The organism is Bacillus sp. LUNF1 (assembly GCF_011008975.1).
In the GTDB taxonomy this organism is placed as follows: domain Bacteria; phylum Bacillota; class Bacilli; order Bacillales; family Bacillaceae; genus Bacillus; species Bacillus velezensis.
Window position 1 is genome coordinate 73,699 of record NZ_CP048876.1, and the last position, 19,094, is coordinate 92,792.

The following is a 19,094-nucleotide window of genomic DNA, read 5'->3' on the forward strand; positions in this document are numbered from 1 at the left end:
GGGACTAATCGTATCACCGGGAGGAATGTATGTGAATAAGGGACATTTAAATCAAGTTCTGCTGGTTACAGATGGCTGCTCCAATCATGGTGAAGACCCGATCGCAATGGCGGCTTTCGCCAAGGAGCAGGGGATTACGGTGAATGTTATAGGAATTATGGAAGAAAACGCGATTGACCAAGAGGCAATGAAGGAAGTTGAAGGCATCGCCATGGCCGGAGGCGGCGTCCATCAAGTTGTGTACGCGTCACAATTGTCTCAGACGGTTCAAATGGTGACGAAAAAAGCAATGACCCAGACGCTGCAAGGCGTCGTCAATCAAGAGCTTAAACAAATTTTAGGGAAAAACGTTGAAATGGAAGAGCTTTCTCCTGAAAAACGCGGCGAAGTGATGGAAGTGGTTGATGAACTCGGCGAAACGGTTCATCTGCAAGTGCTTGTGCTGGTTGATACGAGTGCGAGTATGGCGCCGAAACTGCCGACGGTGAAAGAAGCGCTGATCGATCTTTCCATCAGTTTAAATTCCCGGGCCGGGCAAAATGAATTTGCCATGTGTATATTTCCCGGGAAAAGCCAGGAAGTTGAGCTTGTGCTGAATTGGACGCCGAAGCTTGAATCTCTTTCTGCACTCTTTGCGAAGCTGTCGACCGGCGGTATCACCCCTACGGGCCCCGCTATCCGGGAAGCGACGCAGCAGTTTGAGAGAATCCGCTCAAGAAGGAGCATGTTGGCAGATGATGAACGACGCTTTAACGAGTTTGGCATGTAGTCTGGCACCGGGGACGGCAATTCAGGGCAAATGGAACGGCAAATCCTACAGATTGCTCAAACAGCTTGGAAAAGGGGCTAACGGTATTGTATATCTGGCAGAAGCATCAGGCGGACAGGTCGCTTTGAAAATAAGCAGCGACAGCATGTCTGTTACCTCTGAAGTGAATGTCTTAAAATCCTTTTCAAAGGCCCGGTCGCAAACGATGGGGCCTTCTTTTTTTGATGCGGACGACGCGTTTATTCCGCAGCTGAATAAAAATGTCTCTTTTTACGTGATGGAGTACATAGAAGGGCCGCTTCTTCCGCAATATATCAGCAGTAAGGGAGCGGAGTGGATTCCGGTGCTGATGGTGCAGCTTCTTTCCAGCCTGTCAGTCCTTCATCAGCAGGGATGGGTTTTTGGTGACCTCAAACCGGACAATCTCATTGTAACCGGACCACCGGCTGCCATTCGCTGCATTGATGTAGGGGGAACGACAAAACAGGGCCGCGCGATTAAAGAGTATACGGAGTTTTACGACAGGGGCTATTGGGGGTATGGAACAAGAAAAGCAGAACCATCCTATGACCTGTTTGCTGTCGCAATGATCATGATCCACTGTGTCCAGAAGAAAGAGTGCAAAAAGTCAGGACAGCCGAAAGAACAGCTTCGTTCTATCATTGAAGGCCACCCGTTTCTGAATAAGTATAAGAAGGTTCTGTTTTCTGCTTTAAACGGCCAATATCCGTCTGCGGAAGCCATGAAGCATGACATCCTGACGGCGGGGCAGAGCGCCGGGAGCAAAAGGAAAGCCGCCGCCAAGCCTAAGCCGCCGCAATCAAAACCGCGGCAGGGCACTGTATCTCAAACGCGGTATAAACCTAAACAAAAACCCGCAAAGCACAATGGTTTGTTTGAAACAACACTTATTTTAATCAGCGTTCTCGCCCTTTATTTCGCTTACATCGTCTTTTTTCTCATCTAATGCCGGCCGGACGCCTGCGCTCATGCTTCTTCTTTGCTTGGAGGGAATGAAAGTGATAGGATATGTATATCTTTAAAAAACCTGCTCATTGTGAGGGGGACATTGTGAAAAGCGTGGAAGATTTTTTCAAAACATATCATCTTCAGGCGGAGGGAGAAACGATTATTGCCGGGGTCTCCGGAGGCCCTGATTCAATGGCGCTTCTCAGTATGCTGAATAAACACTTCGGGCATTCCTCCGTTATCATAGCGGCGCATGTCGACCATCAGTTCAGGGGTCCTGAATCTGAAGAAGATATGAAGTTTGTGCAGTCATATTGCGAAGCGGAACACATCCTCTGTGAAACGGTACAGATTGATGTTTCTGCATACGCAAAGAAGAATAGGCTGAACAAGCAGGCTGCCGCGCGTGATTGCAGATATCAGTTTTTCGAAGATCTGATGGCGAAACACCAAGCGAAGTTTTTGGCGCTGGCTCATCACGGCGATGACCAGGTTGAGACAATGCTCATGAGGCTTGCGAAAGGTACGCTCGGGGCAGGGCTTGCGGGAATGCAGCCCGTCCGCGAATTTGCATCCGGCTGGCTGATCAGGCCTCTCCTTTATGCGGCAAAGGATGAAATCCTTGAATACTGCCGTCAAAAAGGGCTCAGCTACAGAACGGATGAGAGCAATGCAAAAGACGATTATACAAGAAACAGATTCAGAAAGACCGTGCTTCCTTTTTTAAAACAAGAATCACCTGACGTTCATAAAATGTTTCAAAAGGTGAGTGAAGCACTGACAGAAGACGAACAATACCTGCAGTCATTAACGAAAGAACGAATGAATAAGGTTATTACAAGCAAGTCTGACACATCGGTTGAAGTCAATTCCTCTCAATTGCTTGCCCTTCCGATACCTTTACAAAGAAGAGGAGTTCAACTAATATTAAACTATCTTTATGAAAACGTTCCATCGTCGTTTTCCGCCCGCCACATACAGCAGTTTCTCGAATGGGCGGAAAATGGAAGCGCCTCGGGAGTGCTTGATTTTCCGAAAGGGCTGAAGGTGGTCAAATCATATCAGACATGTTTGTTTACATTTGAACAATGGCAATGTGAAAAAGTTCCCTTTGAGCTGCAGCTGCAAGGAGCGGAAGGCGAGACTGCTGTTCTCCCCAACGGCTTTATGATAGAGGTGGCCGTTCAAGCTGACCCTCATATCAAAAATGGGAATGCTGTTTTTATGACAAGCAGAAACAAGGTGCAATTTCCTTTAACAATCCGGACGAGAAAAATCGGCGACCGGATCAAACTTAAAGGGATGAATGGCTCGAAAAAGGTGAAAGATATATTTATTGATCATAAACTGCCTCTGCGGGATCGGGACGAATGGCCGATTGTAACGGATGCGAGCGGTGAAATTATCTGGCTGCCTGGCTTGAAAAAATCCATCTTTGACGATCTTGTGATTTCAAACAGTGACCGCATTGTATTACAATATAGACAGCATGAAAAGTGTAGGGGGCAAGCATTAACATGAAACAGGATATCGAAAAAGTGCTGATCTCAGAAGATGAGATCCAGCAGAAAGTAAAACAGCTTGGAGAACAATTAACAAGCGAGTACAGCGACACGTTTCCGTTGGCAATCGGTGTGTTAAAGGGAGCGCTTCCTTTTATGGCTGATCTTATAAAGCATATTGATACATATTTGGAAATGGACTTCATGGATGTATCAAGCTACGGAAATTCCACGGTTTCTTCCGGAGAAGTCAAAATCATCAAAGATTTGGATACATCTGTAGAAGGCCGGGACATCTTAATCATTGAAGATATTATCGACAGTGGGTTAACCTTGAGCTATCTCGTAGAACTCTTCCGATATCGTAAAGCGAAATCAATTAAGATTGTTACCCTGTTGGATAAACCAAGCGGAAGAAAAGCGGACATTAAAGCAGACTTCGTAGGCTTTGAAGTTCCTGACGCGTTTGTTGTGGGTTACGGACTTGATTATGCCGAACGCTATCGCAATCTGCCTTACATCGGAGTATTAAAACCGGCGATTTATGAAAGCTGATCGGCTGCCTGCTTCCGAGATGGTTATCGGTTGTATTGGAATGATTTTCTATGGTACTATTGAACATAGTTGTGCTTACTGTGGGAGGAGGTAAGGAATGAATCGGGTCTTCCGTAATACCATTTTTTATTTACTTATTTTATTAGTAGTAATCGGGGTTGTGAGTTACTTCCAGACCTCAAACCCGAAAACAGAAAATATGTCGTACAGTACGTTTATCAAGAACCTCGATGAAGGGAAAGTTGATAGCGTATCGGTTCAGCCTGTCAGAGGTGTTTATGAGGTAAAAGGACAGCTGAAAAAATACGACAAAGACCAGTACTTTTTAACACATGTTCCTGAAGGAAAAGGAGCAGACCAGATATTTGACGCAATTAAAAAGACGGACGTAAAAGTTGATCCCGCACAGGAAACAAGCGGGTGGGTGACGTTCTTAACGACGATCATTCCGTTTGTCATCATCTTTATTCTGTTTTTCTTCCTGCTCAATCAGGCTCAGGGCGGCGGAAGCCGTGTCATGAACTTCGGAAAGAGCAAAGCGAAGCTGTATACGGAAGAAAAGAAACGCGTGAAGTTTAAAGATGTAGCCGGCGCGGATGAGGAGAAGCAGGAGCTCGTTGAGGTTGTTGAGTTTCTGAAAGATCCCCGCAAATTCGCCGAGCTTGGCGCCAGAATCCCTAAAGGCGTGCTGCTGGTCGGACCTCCGGGAACCGGTAAGACATTGCTTGCGAGAGCCTCAGCCGGTGAAGCGGGCGTTCCTTTCTTCAGCATCAGCGGATCTGACTTCGTTGAAATGTTTGTCGGTGTCGGTGCTTCCCGTGTGCGTGATTTATTCGAAAATGCGAAAAAGAATGCGCCTTGCCTGATCTTCATTGATGAGATCGACGCGGTAGGACGTCAGCGCGGCGCCGGTCTTGGCGGCGGGCATGATGAACGCGAACAGACGCTGAACCAGCTGCTTGTAGAGATGGACGGTTTCAGTGCGAATGAAGGAATCATTATTATCGCTGCGACAAACCGTGCGGACATTCTTGACCCTGCATTGCTCCGTCCGGGACGTTTTGACCGTCAGATTACGGTAGACCGTCCGGATGTCATCGGCCGTGAAGCCGTATTGCAGGTGCATGCGAGAAACAAACCGCTTGATGAGACGGTGAACTTAAAAGCAATCGCTTCAAGAACACCTGGCTTCTCAGGCGCAGATTTAGAAAACCTTCTTAACGAAGCGGCACTCGTTGCTGCCCGTCAAAACAAGAAGAAAATTGATATGCGCGACATTGATGAAGCAACGGACCGTGTCATTGCGGGTCCTGCGAAGAAGAGCCGCGTCATCTCGAAAAAAGAACGCAATATCGTGGCGTACCACGAGGGCGGTCACACCGTTATCGGACTTGTGCTGGATGAAGCCGATATGGTTCATAAAGTAACGATCGTTCCAAGGGGGCAGGCGGGCGGATACGCGGTCATGCTTCCGAGAGAAGACCGTTACTTCCAGACAAAACCTGAACTTCTCGATAAAATTGTCGGTCTTCTGGGCGGACGTGTTGCGGAGGAAATTATCTTCGGCGAAGTCAGCACGGGGGCTCACAATGACTTCCAGCGGGCAACGAACATTGCCAGAAGAATGGTGACAGAGTTCGGTATGTCAGAAAAACTCGGACCGCTTCAGTTCGGTCAATCTCAAGGCGGTCAAGTATTCCTGGGCCGGGATTTCAACAACGAGCAAAACTACAGTGATCAGATCGCTTACGAAATCGATCAGGAAATTCAGCGCATCATTAAAGAATGTTATGAGCGTGCGAAAACCATCCTGACTGAAAATCGCGATAAGCTTGAATTGATTGCTCAGACATTGCTTGATGTGGAAACATTAGATGCGGAACAAATCAAGCATCTCGTGGATCACGGAAAACTCCCTGAGCGCAATTTCTCAGATGACCATCTTCAAAAAGACGATGTGAAAGTAAACATCCTGTCTAAAACAGAAGACGAAAAGAAAGACGAGCCGAAAGAATAGTTCGCTTTCTGATATAAAAACCGCCGGCGTATACCGGCGGTTTTTTTACTGGTTTCGTTTTGTTTACAAAAGAGCCGCAGATCGTGTATGGTATTGTAGAATGTTGAAAATGTTATGATTAGAAACTATTCAAAAGTGGTGATAGAGGTTGTTACTGGTTATAGATGTGGGGAACACCAACACCGTGATTGGTGTATATCATGATGGGGAACTAGAATATCATTGGCGCATAGAAACGAGCAGGCACAAAACAGAAGACGAATTCGGCATGCTGCTCCGCTCCTTATTTGAACATTCCGGACTGATGTTTGAACAGATTGAAGGGATTATCATCTCATCCGTAGTGCCGCCGATTATGTTCTCTTTAGAAAGAATGTGCACAAAATACTTTCACATCGAGCCGCAGGTTGTCGGCCCGGGAATGAAAACAGGTTTAAATATAAAATATGACAATCCGAAAGAAGTGGGAGCTGACAGAATCGTCAATGCCGTTGCGGCGATTCAGCAGTATGGCGGCCCCTTAATTGTTGTTGATTTCGGAACGGCGACGACGTATTGCTACATCGATGAAAACAAACAATACATGGGCGGCGCGATTGCTCCCGGCATTACAATTTCAACGGAAGCGCTGTACTCACGCGCGGCCAAGCTTCCGAGAATTGAAATCGCCCGACCGGACAATATCATCGGCAAAAACACGGTAAGCGCCATGCAGTCCGGCATCCTTTTCGGCTATGTCGGACAAGTTGAAGGCATTGTAAAGCGGATGAAATGGCAGGCCACACAAGAACCGAAAGTCATTGCGACAGGGGGGCTTGCGTCATTAATCGCAAACGAATCAGACTGTATTGATATTGTTGACCCGTTTCTTACTTTAAAAGGGCTGGAAATCATTTATGAGCGAAATCGCGTGGGTCACGTATAGGAGGTAAACGATGGATTATTTAATTAAAGCAATTGCATATGACGGTAAAGTGCGGGCTTATGCAGCCAGAACGACAGATATGGTAAATGAAGCGCAAAGAAGGCATGACACGTGGCCGACGGCATCAGCCGCAATCGGCCGGACGATGACAGCGTCTCTGATACTCGGAGCGATGCTTAAGGGTGAAGATAAGCTGACAGTCAAAATAGAAGGCGGCGGCCCGATCGGAGCCATTGTCGCAGATGCGAACGCAAAGGGTGAGGTAAGAGCATACGTATCAAACCCGCACGTTCATTTTGACCTCAATGAACAAGGGAAACTGGATGTCAGACGGGCGGTCGGAACTGACGGAACACTCAGTGTCGTAAAAGATTTGGGCTTGCGTGATTATTTTACGGGGCAAGTAGAGATTGTCTCGGGTGAACTCGGTGATGACTTCACGTATTACCTTGTTTCTTCTGAACAAGTCCCTTCATCTGTCGGCGTAGGTGTTCTAGTAAATCCTGATAACACGATTCTCGCTGCGGGCGGGTTCATCATTCAGCTTCTTCCGGGGACTGATGAAGAAACCATTTCAACAATTGAAAAGCAATTATCTCAAATCGAACCGATTTCAAAATTGATTCAAAAAGGCCTGACACCGGAAGAAATCTTAGAAGAAGTTCTGGGTCAAAAACCGGACGTTCTCGAAACAATGCCGGTCAAATTTCACTGTTCTTGTTCAAAAGATCGATTCGAAACGGCCATTTTAGGACTAGGCAAAAAAGAAATACAAGATATGATAGAAGAAGACGGAAAAGCCGAAGCGGTTTGCCATTTTTGTAATGAGAAATATTTATTTACAAAAGAAGAACTGGAAGAGCTTCGTGACGAAACAACCCGCTAGCTCTTTAGCGGGTTGTTCTATTTTGTAAAAGGGATGGGGTAGATTTTGAAATCGAGAACACTTTTGACGATTATTGTAGCGGCGCTGTTGGTATGCAGTGTAGCAGTGGCGTATAAGTTAACAAAATCCCAAGCTGCAGGGTCATCTGAAGAATCCATCGCGACAATCGGTGATAAACATATCACACGGCAGGACTGGATGAAAAAGATGGAAGACGAGTACGGAAAATCAACTCTGGAAGACATGATTAATGCACAAGTAGTGGAAGAACTTGCGAAAAAGAATAAACTCACAGTTTCAAACACCGAATTGGAACGTGAATTTCTTTTAATCAAAGCGGTGAATAATTCATTTTATGAAGACAGCCATATTACCGAAAAAGAATGGAGAGACCAGATCCGCTACAACATTCTTCTTGAAGAACTGCTGACGAAGGACATCGATATATCGGATAAGGAAATGCAATCATTTTATAATAAAAATAAAGAACTGTACCATTTCGATGATTCCTACAGAATCAGGCACATTGTCGTCAAAAACAAGGAAGAGGCGGACAGGGTGCTTGCTGATTTGAAAGGCGGTTCCAGCTTTGAAGCCGTCGCCGCTGAGCGTTCCACGGACAGATACACGTCTCAGTATGGCGGAGACCTCGGCTTTGTGACAGAAAACCAGGAAAATATCCCGCAGGCATATATCACAGAAGCTAAAAATCTCAAAGAAGATGAATGGTCCGCTGAACCGATTAAAGTTTCTTCAGGATATGCCGTCATTCAGCTGAAAGAAAAGCTTAAAGCAAGAACTTTCTCATACAATGAAGTGAGAAGTCAAATCAGACGCCAGATCGCGATGGATCAATTAGGTGACAAGGCGACAGTCAAAACGCTGTGGAAAGAGGCGGGGGTCTCTTGGTTCTACGGGGAAAAAAGAACTAAATGATTGACAAAAAATTTTGAAATTGATAACTTATATTTATAATACCAATAAATTTAGTCGGAAATTGAGGTGTCCAACATGGTGCGTATTGCAAATTCTATTACTGAACTAATCGGAAATACTCCTATTGTGAAATTGAATCGCCTGACGGATGAAAACAGTGCAGATGTATATCTGAAGCTTGAATACATGAATCCGGGCAGCAGCGTAAAAGACCGTATCGGAGCGGCGATGATTGAAGCGGCTGAAAAAGAAGGAAAATTAAAAGCCGGCGACACAATCATTGAACCGACAAGCGGAAATACAGGGATCGGTCTTGCGATGGTGGCAGCGGCTAAAGGTCTCAGAGCCATTCTCGTTATGCCTGATACAATGAGTATGGAACGACGCAATCTGCTGCGCGCATACGGAGCGGAGCTTGTGCTGACTCCCGGCGCAGAAGGAATGAAGGGCGCCATTAAAAAGGCGGAAGAACTTGCGGAGGAAAACGGATACTTTGTGCCTCAGCAATTCAACAATGCGGCAAACCCGGAAATTCACCGTCAAACGACGGGGAAAGAAATCGTAGAACAGTTTGGTGACGACCAGCTTGATGCGTTCGTGGCCGGAATCGGTACCGGCGGAACCATCACGGGAGCGGGCGAAGTGCTGAAAGAAGCATATCCATCCATCAAAATCTATGCGGTAGAGCCGGCTGATTCTCCGGTTCTTTCCGGCGGAAAACCGGGCCCGCATAAAATTCAGGGTATCGGAGCGGGATTTGTCCCTGAAACATTGAATACGGACATCTATGATCAAATCATTCCCGTCAAAAATGAGGATGCATTTGAATATGCCCGTAAAACGGCAAAAGAAGAAGGGATTCTCGGCGGCATTTCTTCCGGAGCGGCCATTTACGCGGCGCTGGAAATCGCGAAAAAACTCGGGAAAGGCAAGAAAGTGCTTGCGATCATCCCTAGTAACGGAGAACGTTACTTAAGCACACCGCTTTATCAGTTTGAATAGAGACATACACACGGCTCCCGGCTGTATCCGGGAGTTTTTTTGTGCCTGAAGCATCGAAAATCCAAAAAACGTTTCGAATTTTATGGTTGGAAGTGAAATTCACTTTTTTCACCAGTGTGATTGCTTTAAAATAAAACTACAGTAAAACGAAGCAGAGGATTGATATGATGGCACAACGCAGACCGGCAGGAAGAAAAATACCTTTTACGAAACAAGCATTTTTACAGCGATATGAAAACCTTTCGAAATCGAGAAAACGGCATGTTCTGCTCGAAAGCGCGAGAGGGGGAAGATTCAGTATAGCCGGTCTAGATCCGATTGCGTCCGTCAGAGGGAAAGACGGAATTACTACGATCAAGCATGAGGGAGAAACACTGTTTAAAGAAGGTGACCCGCTGCGGGCCTTTCATGAATGGTTTGGAACGCTCGGAACGGAAACAAACGTTGAGTTTCCGGACTTTCAGGGCGGTGCGATTGGTTTTATCAGTTACGACTATGCCCGATATATTGAGAATTTTAAGATGCTGTCGTTAGATGATCTGGAAACACCCGATATTTACTTTCTTGTTTTTGATGATGTGGCCGTTTATGACCATGAGGAAGAGGCGTTATGGCTCATTACCCATACTGAAGCGGAAGAAGCGGATCTTGCAAAAGAAAAGCTGTCCGGCTTAGAGGACATGTGGTGTTCCCTCCAAACGGCGGACGAGCCTTTTTCACCGCTGAATCGGAATGGGGACGGATCGTACGCCGCTCCGTTCACTGAGGAAGGATTTTCACAGGCTGTAGAACAAATTAAACAATATATCGCGAGCGGCGATGTGTTCCAGGTTAATTTGTCCATCAGGCAGTCTCAGTCTTTATCCGTTCATCCGTATGAGGTGTATAAACACTTGAGAAACGTCAATCCGTCTCCTTACATGGCCTATCTCGAGACACCGGGGTTTCAAGTGATATGCGGGTCGCCGGAGCTATTGGTGACAAAGAAGGGGAAGAAGCTTGAAACGAGACCGATCGCGGGTACGCGTTCAAGAGGAAAAGACGATGCTGAAGACAAGGCTTTGGCTGATGAATTAATTCACAACGAAAAAGAACGTGCGGAACACGTCATGCTTGTTGATCTTGAGCGCAATGACCTCGGGCGCGTATCGCGCTACGGCTCCGTGCGGGTTAACGAGTTTATGGCGATCGAAAAGTATTCCCACGTCATGCATATCGTGTCAAACGTACAGGGAGAGCTGCAGGACGGATATGACGCGACAGACATTATTCATGCGGTGTTCCCGGGGGGCACCATCACGGGAGCGCCCAAAGTGAGAACGATGGAAATTATAGAAGAGCTTGAGCCGACAAGACGGGGGCTTTATACTGGATCTATAGGCTGGTTCGGATTCAACGGAGATTTGCAGTTTAACATTGTGATCCGGACGATCTATGCAGCCGGCGGACATGCTTTTATGCAGTCCGGAGCAGGAGTGGTTATTGATTCGGTTCCGAAGCATGAATACAAGGAATCGTTCAAAAAAGCTTTTGCGATGAAAAAGGCGTTAGAGCTGAGTGAAGAAGAGACAAAAAATCAGACGAGGTGAGCAGAGATGATTTTAATGATTGACAATTATGATTCATTTACGTACAACTTGGTTCAATATTTGGGTGAGCTCGGGGAGGAACTGATCGTCAGACGGAATGACGAGATTACGATTGAGCAGATTGAAGAGCTGGGTCCGGACTTCTTAATGATTTCTCCCGGGCCGTGCAGTCCTGCTGAAGCGGGGATCAGCCTCGAAGCCATCAAACATTTTGCCGGCAGTATTCCTATTTTCGGCGTATGTCTCGGGCATCAGTCGATTGCGCAAGTATTCGGCGGCGATGTCGTCAGAGCAGAGCGGCTCATGCATGGCAAAACGTCAGAAGTTATGCATGACGGCCAGACGATTTTTAAAGGCCTGCAAAATCCGCTGGTCGCCACCCGGTACCATTCACTTATTGTCAAAGCGGACACGCTGCCGGATTGTTTTACGGTATCCGCTCAAACCAAAGAAGGAGAAATTATGGCAATCCGCCATCATGAGCTGCCTGTTGAAGGTGTTCAGTTCCATCCGGAATCCATCATGACCTCCTTCGGCAAAGAGATGCTCAGAAACTTTATAGAGACACACCGCAAAAAGGAAGTGTCGGTGTGATTATATATTTGAATGGTCAATATATAGAGGAGAAAGAAGCGGCGCTTTCTCCTTTTGACCATGGTTATCTGTACGGGATCGGCGCGTTCGAGACGTTCAGGCTTTACAGCGGCCGGCCGTTTCTGCCGGATGCGCATGTCGCCAGGCTCAACAGGGCGCTTCGGGATCTGCAGATTGCATATGAGGTGAACGAACAGGAGCTGCTTGATATGCTTCGGAGACTGTTGCACCTCAATGACATAAAGGACGGCAGCGCGCGTGTCCGGCTTAACATCTCGGCAGGCGTCAGCGATAAGGGGTTTGCCGCGCAGACTTATGAAAAGCCGACCGTCCTTTGTTTCGTCAACCGGCTCAATCCGGAAACTCTGCCTGTTCAAAAAGAAGGCAGGCTTCTCTCTGTCCGGAGAAATACGCCTGAAGGAACTTTTCGGTTAAAATCCCATCACTATTTAAACAACATGTACGCTAAACGGGAGATCGGGAATGATCCTAATCTTGAAGGGATTTTCCTGACCGGAGAAGGAGATGTCGCGGAAGGCATTGTCTCCAACGTGTTTTGGCGAAAAGGAGACAAGGTCTTTACGCCATCTTTGGATACGGGAATTCTCGATGGGGTAACAAGACAGTTTGTCATTGATGAATTGAAACGGCAGGGGACAGAAGTCACCGAAGGCCGATTCCGTTTTCAATCAATGCTTGAAGCAGATGAAGCATGGTTGACAAACTCCGTGCTTGAAATCATCCCGTTTTCTAAAATAGAGGAAGTTCCGCTGCCCGGAATGAGCGGAAAAACGGTGCAATTGCTCTGTAAGCAGTATCAGCAGGAAATAAACAAAATGAATGTACAGGAGGAGGAACAAAATGGCGCAGCAAACAATTGAACAGCCTAAACTGATTCATACAAAAAAAGGCGCTCTGTCCTATAAAGAGAAGACGCTCGTTATGGGGATATTAAATGTAACGCCAGACTCCTTCTCAGACGGCGGCAAATACGACAGTACGGAAAGGGCGCTTCTGCATGCGGCGAAGATGGCTGAAGAAGGGGCGCATATCATAGATATCGGCGGCGAATCGACAAGGCCCGGCGCATCACTCGTGTCGGCTGATGAGGAAATGTCACGAGTCATCCCCGTCATAGAACGGATTACAAGCGAGCTGGACATTCCGCTTTCAATCGATACGTATAAAGCGTCCGTGGCAGACGAAGCGGTCAAAGCGGGAGCCTCTATCCTTAATGACATCTGGGGGGCGAAAGGTGATCCTGACATGGCGTCAGTAGCCGCCGCACACGGGGTTCCGATTATCTTAATGCATAATCGCATGGAAAGAAACTACAACGATCTTATTCCTGATATGCTTGCAGACTTGATGGAAAGCGTAAAAATTGCCGCAGAAGCCGGCGTCACAGATGAAAACATGATTCTGGATCCGGGGATCGGCTTTGCGAAAAACTATGAGGACAATCTGGCTGTCATGAACAAGCTGGAGGTGTTCAGCGGGTTAGGTTATCCGCTGCTCCTGGCGACATCGAGAAAAAGGTTCATCGGCCGTGTGCTTGACCTTCCCCCTGAAGAACGTGCCGAGGGAACGGGAGCGACAGTATGCCTTGGCGTCCAGAAAGGCTGCGACATTGTGAGGGTGCACGATGTCAAAGAGATCGCAAGAATGACTAAGATGATGGATGCTATGTTGAACAAAGGAGGCGTACATTATGGATAAAGTATATGTAGAAGGTATGGAGTTTTACGGATATCACGGCGTATTCGAAGAAGAAAACAAACTCGGCCAGCGCTTCAAAGTAGACCTGACTGCCGAACTGGATTTGAGCAAAGCGGGAAAAACGGATGACCTTTCTTATACCATTAACTATGCGGAATTGTACAGTGTCTGCCGCGGCATCGTTGAGGGCGAGCCCGTTAATTTGGTCGAGACCCTTGCGGAACGGATCGCAGACACCGTCCTTGAGAAATTTGAGCCGGTGCAGCAATGTACGGTAAAGGTTGTTAAGCCTGACCCGCCGATTCCTGGCCATTATAAATCAGTAGCCATAGAAATGACGAGAAAGAAATCATGAACAATACGGCATATATCGGCCTCGGTTCCAATATGGGCGACCGTGAACATTATTTGCGCCAGGCAGTGGCCATGCTCAGCCGTCATCATGGCGTGACGGTGTCAAAGGTGTCCTCCATATATGAAACAGATCCCGTCGGCTATGAGGATCAAGATCAGTTTCTCAATATGGCGGTTGAAGTGAAAACGGCGTTATCTCCTTTTGAACTTCTTGACGTAACGCAGAGCATTGAAGCTGAATTAGGCAGAACGAGAGAGATTCGCTGGGGACCGCGGACGGCAGACCTTGACATTTTGCTGTATAATCGTGAAAATATTGAAACAGAGCGGCTGATTGTTCCGCATCCGAGAATGTATGAGCGCTTATTTGTCCTTGCGCCGTTAAAAGAAATATGTCCGCAGGCGGATCATATCACGGTAAGCGCTGAAACAAACCAAGAAGGTGTAAGAGTATGGAAGCAGAAATCTGGGGTAGGCGAATTCGTGCATTCAGAAAGCTGAAAGGTTATACTCAAGAAGGATTTGCAAAAGCATTAGGTGTATCAGTTTCTATTGTCGGTGAAATTGAACGCGGAAACCGATTGCCGTCAGATGCCATCATTCAAGATGCGGCAGATGTTTTAAATATAAGTGCGGACGAATTGGCCCCGCCTGAAAAATAGACAAATAATGAAAGGAGGGGAAAAATGTTTAAAATCGGTGATATTCAATTGAAAAACCGGGTCGTGCTTGCCCCTATGGCCGGTGTCTGCAACTCAGCGTTCAGATTGACTGTAAAGGAATTCGGAGCCGGATTGGTATGCGCTGAAATGGTCAGTGACAAAGCGATTCTTTACAACAACGCAAGAACAATGGGGATGCTTTACATTGATGAACGTGAAAAACCGCTCAGCCTTCAGATTTTTGGAGGAAAAAAGGAAACCCTTGTGGAAGCGGCGAAGTTTGTAGATCAAAACACGACTGCTGATATTATTGATATTAACATGGGTTGTCCCGTACCCAAGATTACAAAATGCGATGCGGGCGCCAAATGGCTACTCGATCCTGATAAGATTTATGAAATGGTATCCGCAGTAGTAGATGCTGTTGATAAGCCGGTTACAGTGAAGATGAGAATGGGTTGGGATGAAGAGCACATTTATGCAGTGAAAAATGCCCAAGCCGTTGAACGTGCCGGCGGAAAAGCCGTTGCCCTGCACGGCCGCACAAGAGTGCAAATGTATGAAGGCACTGCGAACTGGGATATCATTAAAGAAGTGAAGCAATCCGTCTCCATTCCCGTCATCGGAAACGGGGATGTCAAAACGCCTCAGGACGCGAAACGCATGCTTGAGGAAACAGGAGTTGACGGCGTCATGATCGGCCGGGCCGCACTCGGCAACCCGTGGATGATTTACCGTACGGTGCACTACCTTGAAACCGGTGAGTTAAAAGACGAACCGAAAGTCCGTGAAAAAATGTCGGTATGCAAACTGCACTTAGATCGCCTGATTAAGTTAAAAGGCGAAAATGTGGCAGTCAGAGAAATGAGAAAACACGCTGCCTGGTATCTGAAAGGTGTCAGAGGCAATGCGAATGTACGCAACGAAATTAACCAATGTGAGACGCGTGAAGAAGTTGTGCAGCTTTTAGATGCATTTACCGCCGAAGCAGAGGCAAAAGAGCTTCAAGATGCAAAAGTAGGTTAATATACACCCTCTATTGCTGCTCACTGCCAGCTTGCCGCTGGCAGTTTTTCTGCTTTTTCGTGAAAACAAAATGTAACGGAGTGATACCAATGAGTCAAGAAGAGCAAAATCATGAGGAATTGAACGACCAGCTGCAAGTCAGACGAGATAAAATGAACCAGCTGAGAGAAAACGGCATTGACCCTTTCGGCGAACGTTTCGAGAGAACGCATCAATCTCAACAGATCATTGACGCCTACCAGGATCTTTCTAAAGAAGAACTGGAAGAAAAAGCGATCGAAGTGACCATTGCAGGCCGTATGATGACAAAGCGCGGAAAAGGGAAAGCCGGCTTTGCGCATCTGCAGGACTTAGAAGGTCAAATTCAAATTTACGTAAGAAAAGACAGTGTCGGCGAAGAACAATATGAAATCTTTAAATCTTCAGACCTGGGAGACGTTATCGGCATCACGGGGAAAGTTTTCAAAACAAACGTAGGCGAGCTTTCTGTCAAAGCGACATCTTTTGAACTGCTGACAAAAGCACTGCGTCCTCTTCCTGATAAATATCATGGGTTAAAAGACGTTGAACAGCGTTACCGCCAGCGCTATCTCGATCTCATCGTAAACCCTGACAGCAAACAAACGTTTATCACACGCAGCAAAATCATCCAAGCGATGAGAAGATACTTAGATGACCATGGATACTTAGAAGTTGAAACACCTACGATGCACAGCATACCGGGAGGAGCGTCTGCACGCCCGTTCATCACGCACCATAACGCGCTCGACATGCCTCTTTATATGCGTATTGCGATTGAACTGCACCTAAAACGCCTGATTGTCGGCGGATTGGAAAAAGTCTACGAAATCGGCCGTGTGTTCCGTAATGAAGGTGTTTCTACACGCCATAACCCTGAATTCACGATGATCGAGCTGTATGAAGCGTACGCCGATTATAAAGATATTATGAGTCTTACGGAAAACCTCGTAGCACATATTGCGCAGGAAGTGCTTGGAAGCACCACAATCCAGTACGGAGAAGAGCAGATTGATCTGAAACCTGAATGGAAACGACTCCACATGGTAGATGCGGTCAAAGAAGCGACAGGTGTAGATTTCTGGAATGAGATGACTGTTGAAGAAGCGCGCGGTCATGCAAAAGAGCATGGTATCGAGATCACAAATTCAATGACGGTAGGTCATATCATCAATGAATTCTTCGAACAAAAAATTGAAGAAACACTCATTCAGCCTACATTTATTTACGGCCACCCTGTAGAGATTTCTCCTCTTGCTAAGAAAAATCCGGAGGACCCTCGCTTTACAGACCGTTTTGAGCTGTTTATCGTCGGCCGTGAGCACGCTAATGCGTTTACGGAGCTGAATGACCCTATTGACCAGAGGGAACGCTTTGAAGCGCAATTAAAAGAAAGAGAAGAAGGAAACGATGAAGCGCATATGATGGATGAAGACTTCGTTGAAGCTCTTGAATACGGCATGCCGCCGACCGGGGGATTGGGTATCGGTATCGACCGCCTTGTCATGCTGTTAACAAATGCTCCGTCTATCAGAGACGTTTTATTATTCCCTCAAATGAGACAACGCTAATAAAAGGGAAGGCGCCGTTTCTGCTTATCGCAGTACGGCGCTTTTTTAGAAACAAGCCGCTCATAAAACTTTTTTGATTTTCTTTTGAAAAACTATTGCACTATTATTTGCGAGGTGGTATATTATTATTCGTTGCCGCTAAACAAGGCGCTGACGAAAAAAAAGAAATTTAAAAAGTTATTGACTTCAAGAGATTGATAAGATAAAATAATAAAGTCGCTTGAACGAAAGACAAAATGATCTTTGAAAACTAAACAAGACAAAACGTACCTGTTAATTCAAAGTTTTAAATAAATCGCACAGCGATGTGCGTAGTCAGTCAAACTACTTTATCGGAGAGTTTGATCCTGGCTCAGGACGAACGCTGGCGGCGTGCCTAATACATGCAAGTCGAGCGGACAGATGGGAGCTTGCTCCCTGATGTTAGCGGCGGACGGGTGAGTAACACGTGGGTAACCTGCCTGTAAGACTGGGATAACTCCGGGAAACCGGGGCTAATACCGGATGGTTGTTTGAACCGCATGATTCAGACATAAAAGGTGGCTTCCGCTACCACTTACAGATGGACCCGCGGCGCATTAGCTAGTTGGTGAGGTAACGGCTCACCAAGGCGACGATGCGTAGCCGACCTGAGAGGGTGATCGGCCACACTGGGACTGAGACACGGCCCAGACTCCTACGGGAGGCAGCAGTAGGGAATCTTCCGCAATGGACGAAAGTCTGACGGAGCAACGCCGCGTGAGTGATGAAGGTTTTCGGATCGTAAAGCTCTGTTGTTAGGGAAGAACAAGTGCCGTTCAAATAGGGCGGCACCTTGACGGTACCTAACCAGAAAGCCACGGCTAACTACGTGCCAGCAGCCGCGGTAATACGTAGGTGGCAAGCGTTGTCCGGAATTATTGGGCGTAAAGGGCTCGCAGGCGGTTTCTTAAGTCTGATGTGAAAGCCCCCGGCTCAACCGGGGAGGGTCATTGGAAACTGGGGAACTTGAGTGCAGAAGAGGAGAGTGGAATTCCACGTGTAGCGGTGAAATGCGTAGAGATGTGGAGGAACACCAGTGGCGAAGGCGACTCTCTGGTCTGTAACTGACGCTGAGGAGCGAAAGCGTGGGGAGCGAACAGGATTAGATACCCTGGTAGTCCACGCCGTAAACGATGAGTGCTAAGTGTTAGGGGGTTTCCGCCCCTTAGTGCTGCAGCTAACGCATTAAGCACTCCGCCTGGGGAGTACGGTCGCAAGACTGAAACTCAAAGGAATTGACGGGGGCCCGCACAAGCGGTGGAGCATGTGGTTTAATTCGAAGCAACGCGAAGAACCTTACCAGGTCTTGACATCCTCTGACAATCCTAGAGATAGGACGTCCCCTTCGGGGGCAGAGTGACAGGTGGTGCATGGTTGTCGTCAGCTCGTGTCGTGAGATGTTGGGTTAAGTCCCGCAACGAGCGCAACCCTTGATCTTAGTTGCCAGCATTCAGTTGGGCACTCTAAGGTGACTGCCGGTGACAAACCGGAGGAAGGTGGGGATGACGTCAAATCATCATGCCCCTTATGACCTGGGCTACACACGTGCTACAATGGACAGAACAAAGGGCAGCGAAACCGCGAGGTTAAGCCAATCCCACAAATCTGTTCTCAGTTCGGATCGCAGTCTGCAACTCGACTGCGTGAAGCTGGAATCGCTAGTAATCGCGGATCAGCATGCCGCGGTGAATACGTTCCCGGGCCTTGTACACACCGCCCGTCACACCACGAGAGTTTGTAACACCCGAAGTCGGTGAGGTAACCTTTTAGGAGCCAGCCGCCGAAGGTGGGACAGATGATTGGGGTGAAGTCGTAACAAGGTAGCCGTATCGGAAGGTGCGGCTGGATCACCTCCTTTCTAAGGATTTTAACGGAATATAAGACCTTTGGTCTTATAAACAGAACGTTCCCTGTCTTGTTTAGTTTTGAAGGATCATTCGATTCTTCGAGATGTTGTTCTTTGAAAACTAGATAACAGA

At 47.1% G+C, this 19,094-nt stretch carries 18 protein-coding genes and 1 rRNA gene; all 19 read left to right on the top strand.

Annotated features, from left to right (window positions below; all coding sequences use genetic code 11):
* Positions 1–31: 31 nt before the first annotated feature.
* Entirely contained in the window at positions 32–769 is a 738-nt protein-coding gene (locus G4O42_RS00400; RefSeq protein ID WP_032872200.1) for a vWA domain-containing protein, read from the top strand.
* Entirely contained in the window at positions 735–1,736 is a 1,002-nt protein-coding gene (locus G4O42_RS00405) for a protein kinase domain-containing protein (RefSeq protein WP_007615197.1), read from the top strand. Before G4O42_RS00400 ends, G4O42_RS00405 begins: the two co-directional genes overlap by 35 nt.
* 104 nt (positions 1,737–1,840) lie before the next feature.
* Positions 1,841–3,259, top strand: coding sequence for a tRNA lysidine(34) synthetase TilS (gene tilS / locus G4O42_RS00410; RefSeq protein ID WP_032872210.1), 1,419 nt, complete (start codon positions 1,841–1,843; stop codon positions 3,257–3,259).
* The gene (gene hpt, locus G4O42_RS00415; RefSeq protein WP_004264611.1) at positions 3,256–3,795 is read left to right on the top strand and encodes a hypoxanthine phosphoribosyltransferase; all 540 of its coding nucleotides are present in this window, start codon (positions 3,256–3,258) and stop codon (positions 3,793–3,795) included. Before tilS ends, hpt begins: the two co-directional genes overlap by 4 nt.
* 97 nt (positions 3,796–3,892) lie before the next feature.
* Entirely contained in the window at positions 3,893–5,812 is a 1,920-nt protein-coding gene (gene ftsH, locus G4O42_RS00420) for an ATP-dependent zinc metalloprotease FtsH (protein ID WP_004264608.1), read from the top strand.
* 148 nt (positions 5,813–5,960) lie between these two features.
* Complete coding sequence (locus G4O42_RS00425; protein ID WP_007409940.1) at positions 5,961–6,737, top strand: type III pantothenate kinase; 777 nt, start codon at positions 5,961–5,963, stop codon at positions 6,735–6,737.
* Between the two features lie 10 nt (positions 6,738–6,747).
* Entirely contained in the window at positions 6,748–7,623 is an 876-nt protein-coding gene (gene hslO, locus G4O42_RS00430) for an Hsp33 family molecular chaperone HslO (protein WP_014304205.1), read from the top strand.
* A gap of 45 nt (positions 7,624–7,668) precedes the next feature.
* Positions 7,669–8,559: a peptidyl-prolyl cis-trans isomerase gene (locus G4O42_RS00435; RefSeq protein WP_032872202.1), complete on the top strand. Its 891-nt coding sequence runs from the start codon at positions 7,669–7,671 to the stop codon at positions 8,557–8,559.
* Between the two features lie 75 nt (positions 8,560–8,634).
* Positions 8,635–9,561 (top strand): cysteine synthase A, encoded by a 927-nt coding sequence (cysK, locus tag G4O42_RS00440; RefSeq protein WP_032872203.1) that lies wholly within the window; start codon positions 8,635–8,637, stop codon positions 9,559–9,561.
* 167 nt (positions 9,562–9,728) lie between these two features.
* On the top strand, positions 9,729–11,150 hold the full coding sequence (pabB, locus tag G4O42_RS00445) for an aminodeoxychorismate synthase, component I (protein ID WP_032872212.1): 1,422 nt from the start codon (positions 9,729–9,731) through the stop codon (positions 11,148–11,150).
* Positions 11,151–11,156: 6 nt separating this feature from the next.
* Positions 11,157–11,744 carry an aminodeoxychorismate/anthranilate synthase component II gene (gene pabA, locus G4O42_RS00450; protein ID WP_032872204.1) on the top strand — a complete coding sequence of 196 codons (588 nt, stop codon included), beginning with the start codon at positions 11,157–11,159 and terminating at the stop codon, positions 11,742–11,744.
* Entirely contained in the window at positions 11,741–12,625 is an 885-nt protein-coding gene (gene pabC / locus G4O42_RS00455; RefSeq protein WP_032872205.1) for an aminodeoxychorismate lyase, read from the top strand. The genes pabA and pabC overlap by 4 nt, the downstream gene beginning before the upstream one ends.
* Positions 12,606–13,463 (top strand): dihydropteroate synthase, encoded by an 858-nt coding sequence (gene folP / locus G4O42_RS00460; RefSeq protein WP_007409946.1) that lies wholly within the window; start codon positions 12,606–12,608, stop codon positions 13,461–13,463. The genes pabC and folP overlap by 20 nt, the downstream gene beginning before the upstream one ends.
* Complete coding sequence (folB, locus tag G4O42_RS00465) at positions 13,456–13,818, top strand: dihydroneopterin aldolase (protein WP_003150671.1); 363 nt, start codon at positions 13,456–13,458, stop codon at positions 13,816–13,818. The genes folP and folB overlap by 8 nt, the downstream gene beginning before the upstream one ends.
* Positions 13,815–14,318, top strand: a complete 504-nt coding sequence (folK, locus tag G4O42_RS00470) for a 2-amino-4-hydroxy-6-hydroxymethyldihydropteridine diphosphokinase (RefSeq protein ID WP_032872206.1) — start codon at positions 13,815–13,817, stop codon at positions 14,316–14,318. The genes folB and folK overlap by 4 nt, the downstream gene beginning before the upstream one ends.
* Positions 14,270–14,479, top strand: coding sequence for a helix-turn-helix domain-containing protein (locus G4O42_RS00475; protein ID WP_032872207.1), 210 nt, complete (start codon positions 14,270–14,272; stop codon positions 14,477–14,479). The genes folK and G4O42_RS00475 overlap by 49 nt, the downstream gene beginning before the upstream one ends.
* A 24-nt stretch (positions 14,480–14,503) precedes the next feature.
* Positions 14,504–15,505 carry a tRNA dihydrouridine synthase DusB gene (gene dusB / locus G4O42_RS00480; protein ID WP_007409948.1) on the top strand — a complete coding sequence of 334 codons (1,002 nt, stop codon included), beginning with the start codon at positions 14,504–14,506 and terminating at the stop codon, positions 15,503–15,505.
* 89 nt (positions 15,506–15,594) lie between these two features.
* Positions 15,595–17,094 (top strand): lysine--tRNA ligase, encoded by a 1,500-nt coding sequence (gene lysS / locus G4O42_RS00485; RefSeq protein WP_032872208.1) that lies wholly within the window; start codon positions 15,595–15,597, stop codon positions 17,092–17,094.
* A gap of 329 nt (positions 17,095–17,423) precedes the next feature.
* Positions 17,424–18,973: ribosomal RNA gene (locus G4O42_RS00490) — 16S ribosomal RNA — on the top strand.
* Positions 18,974–19,094 lie beyond the last annotated feature (121 nt).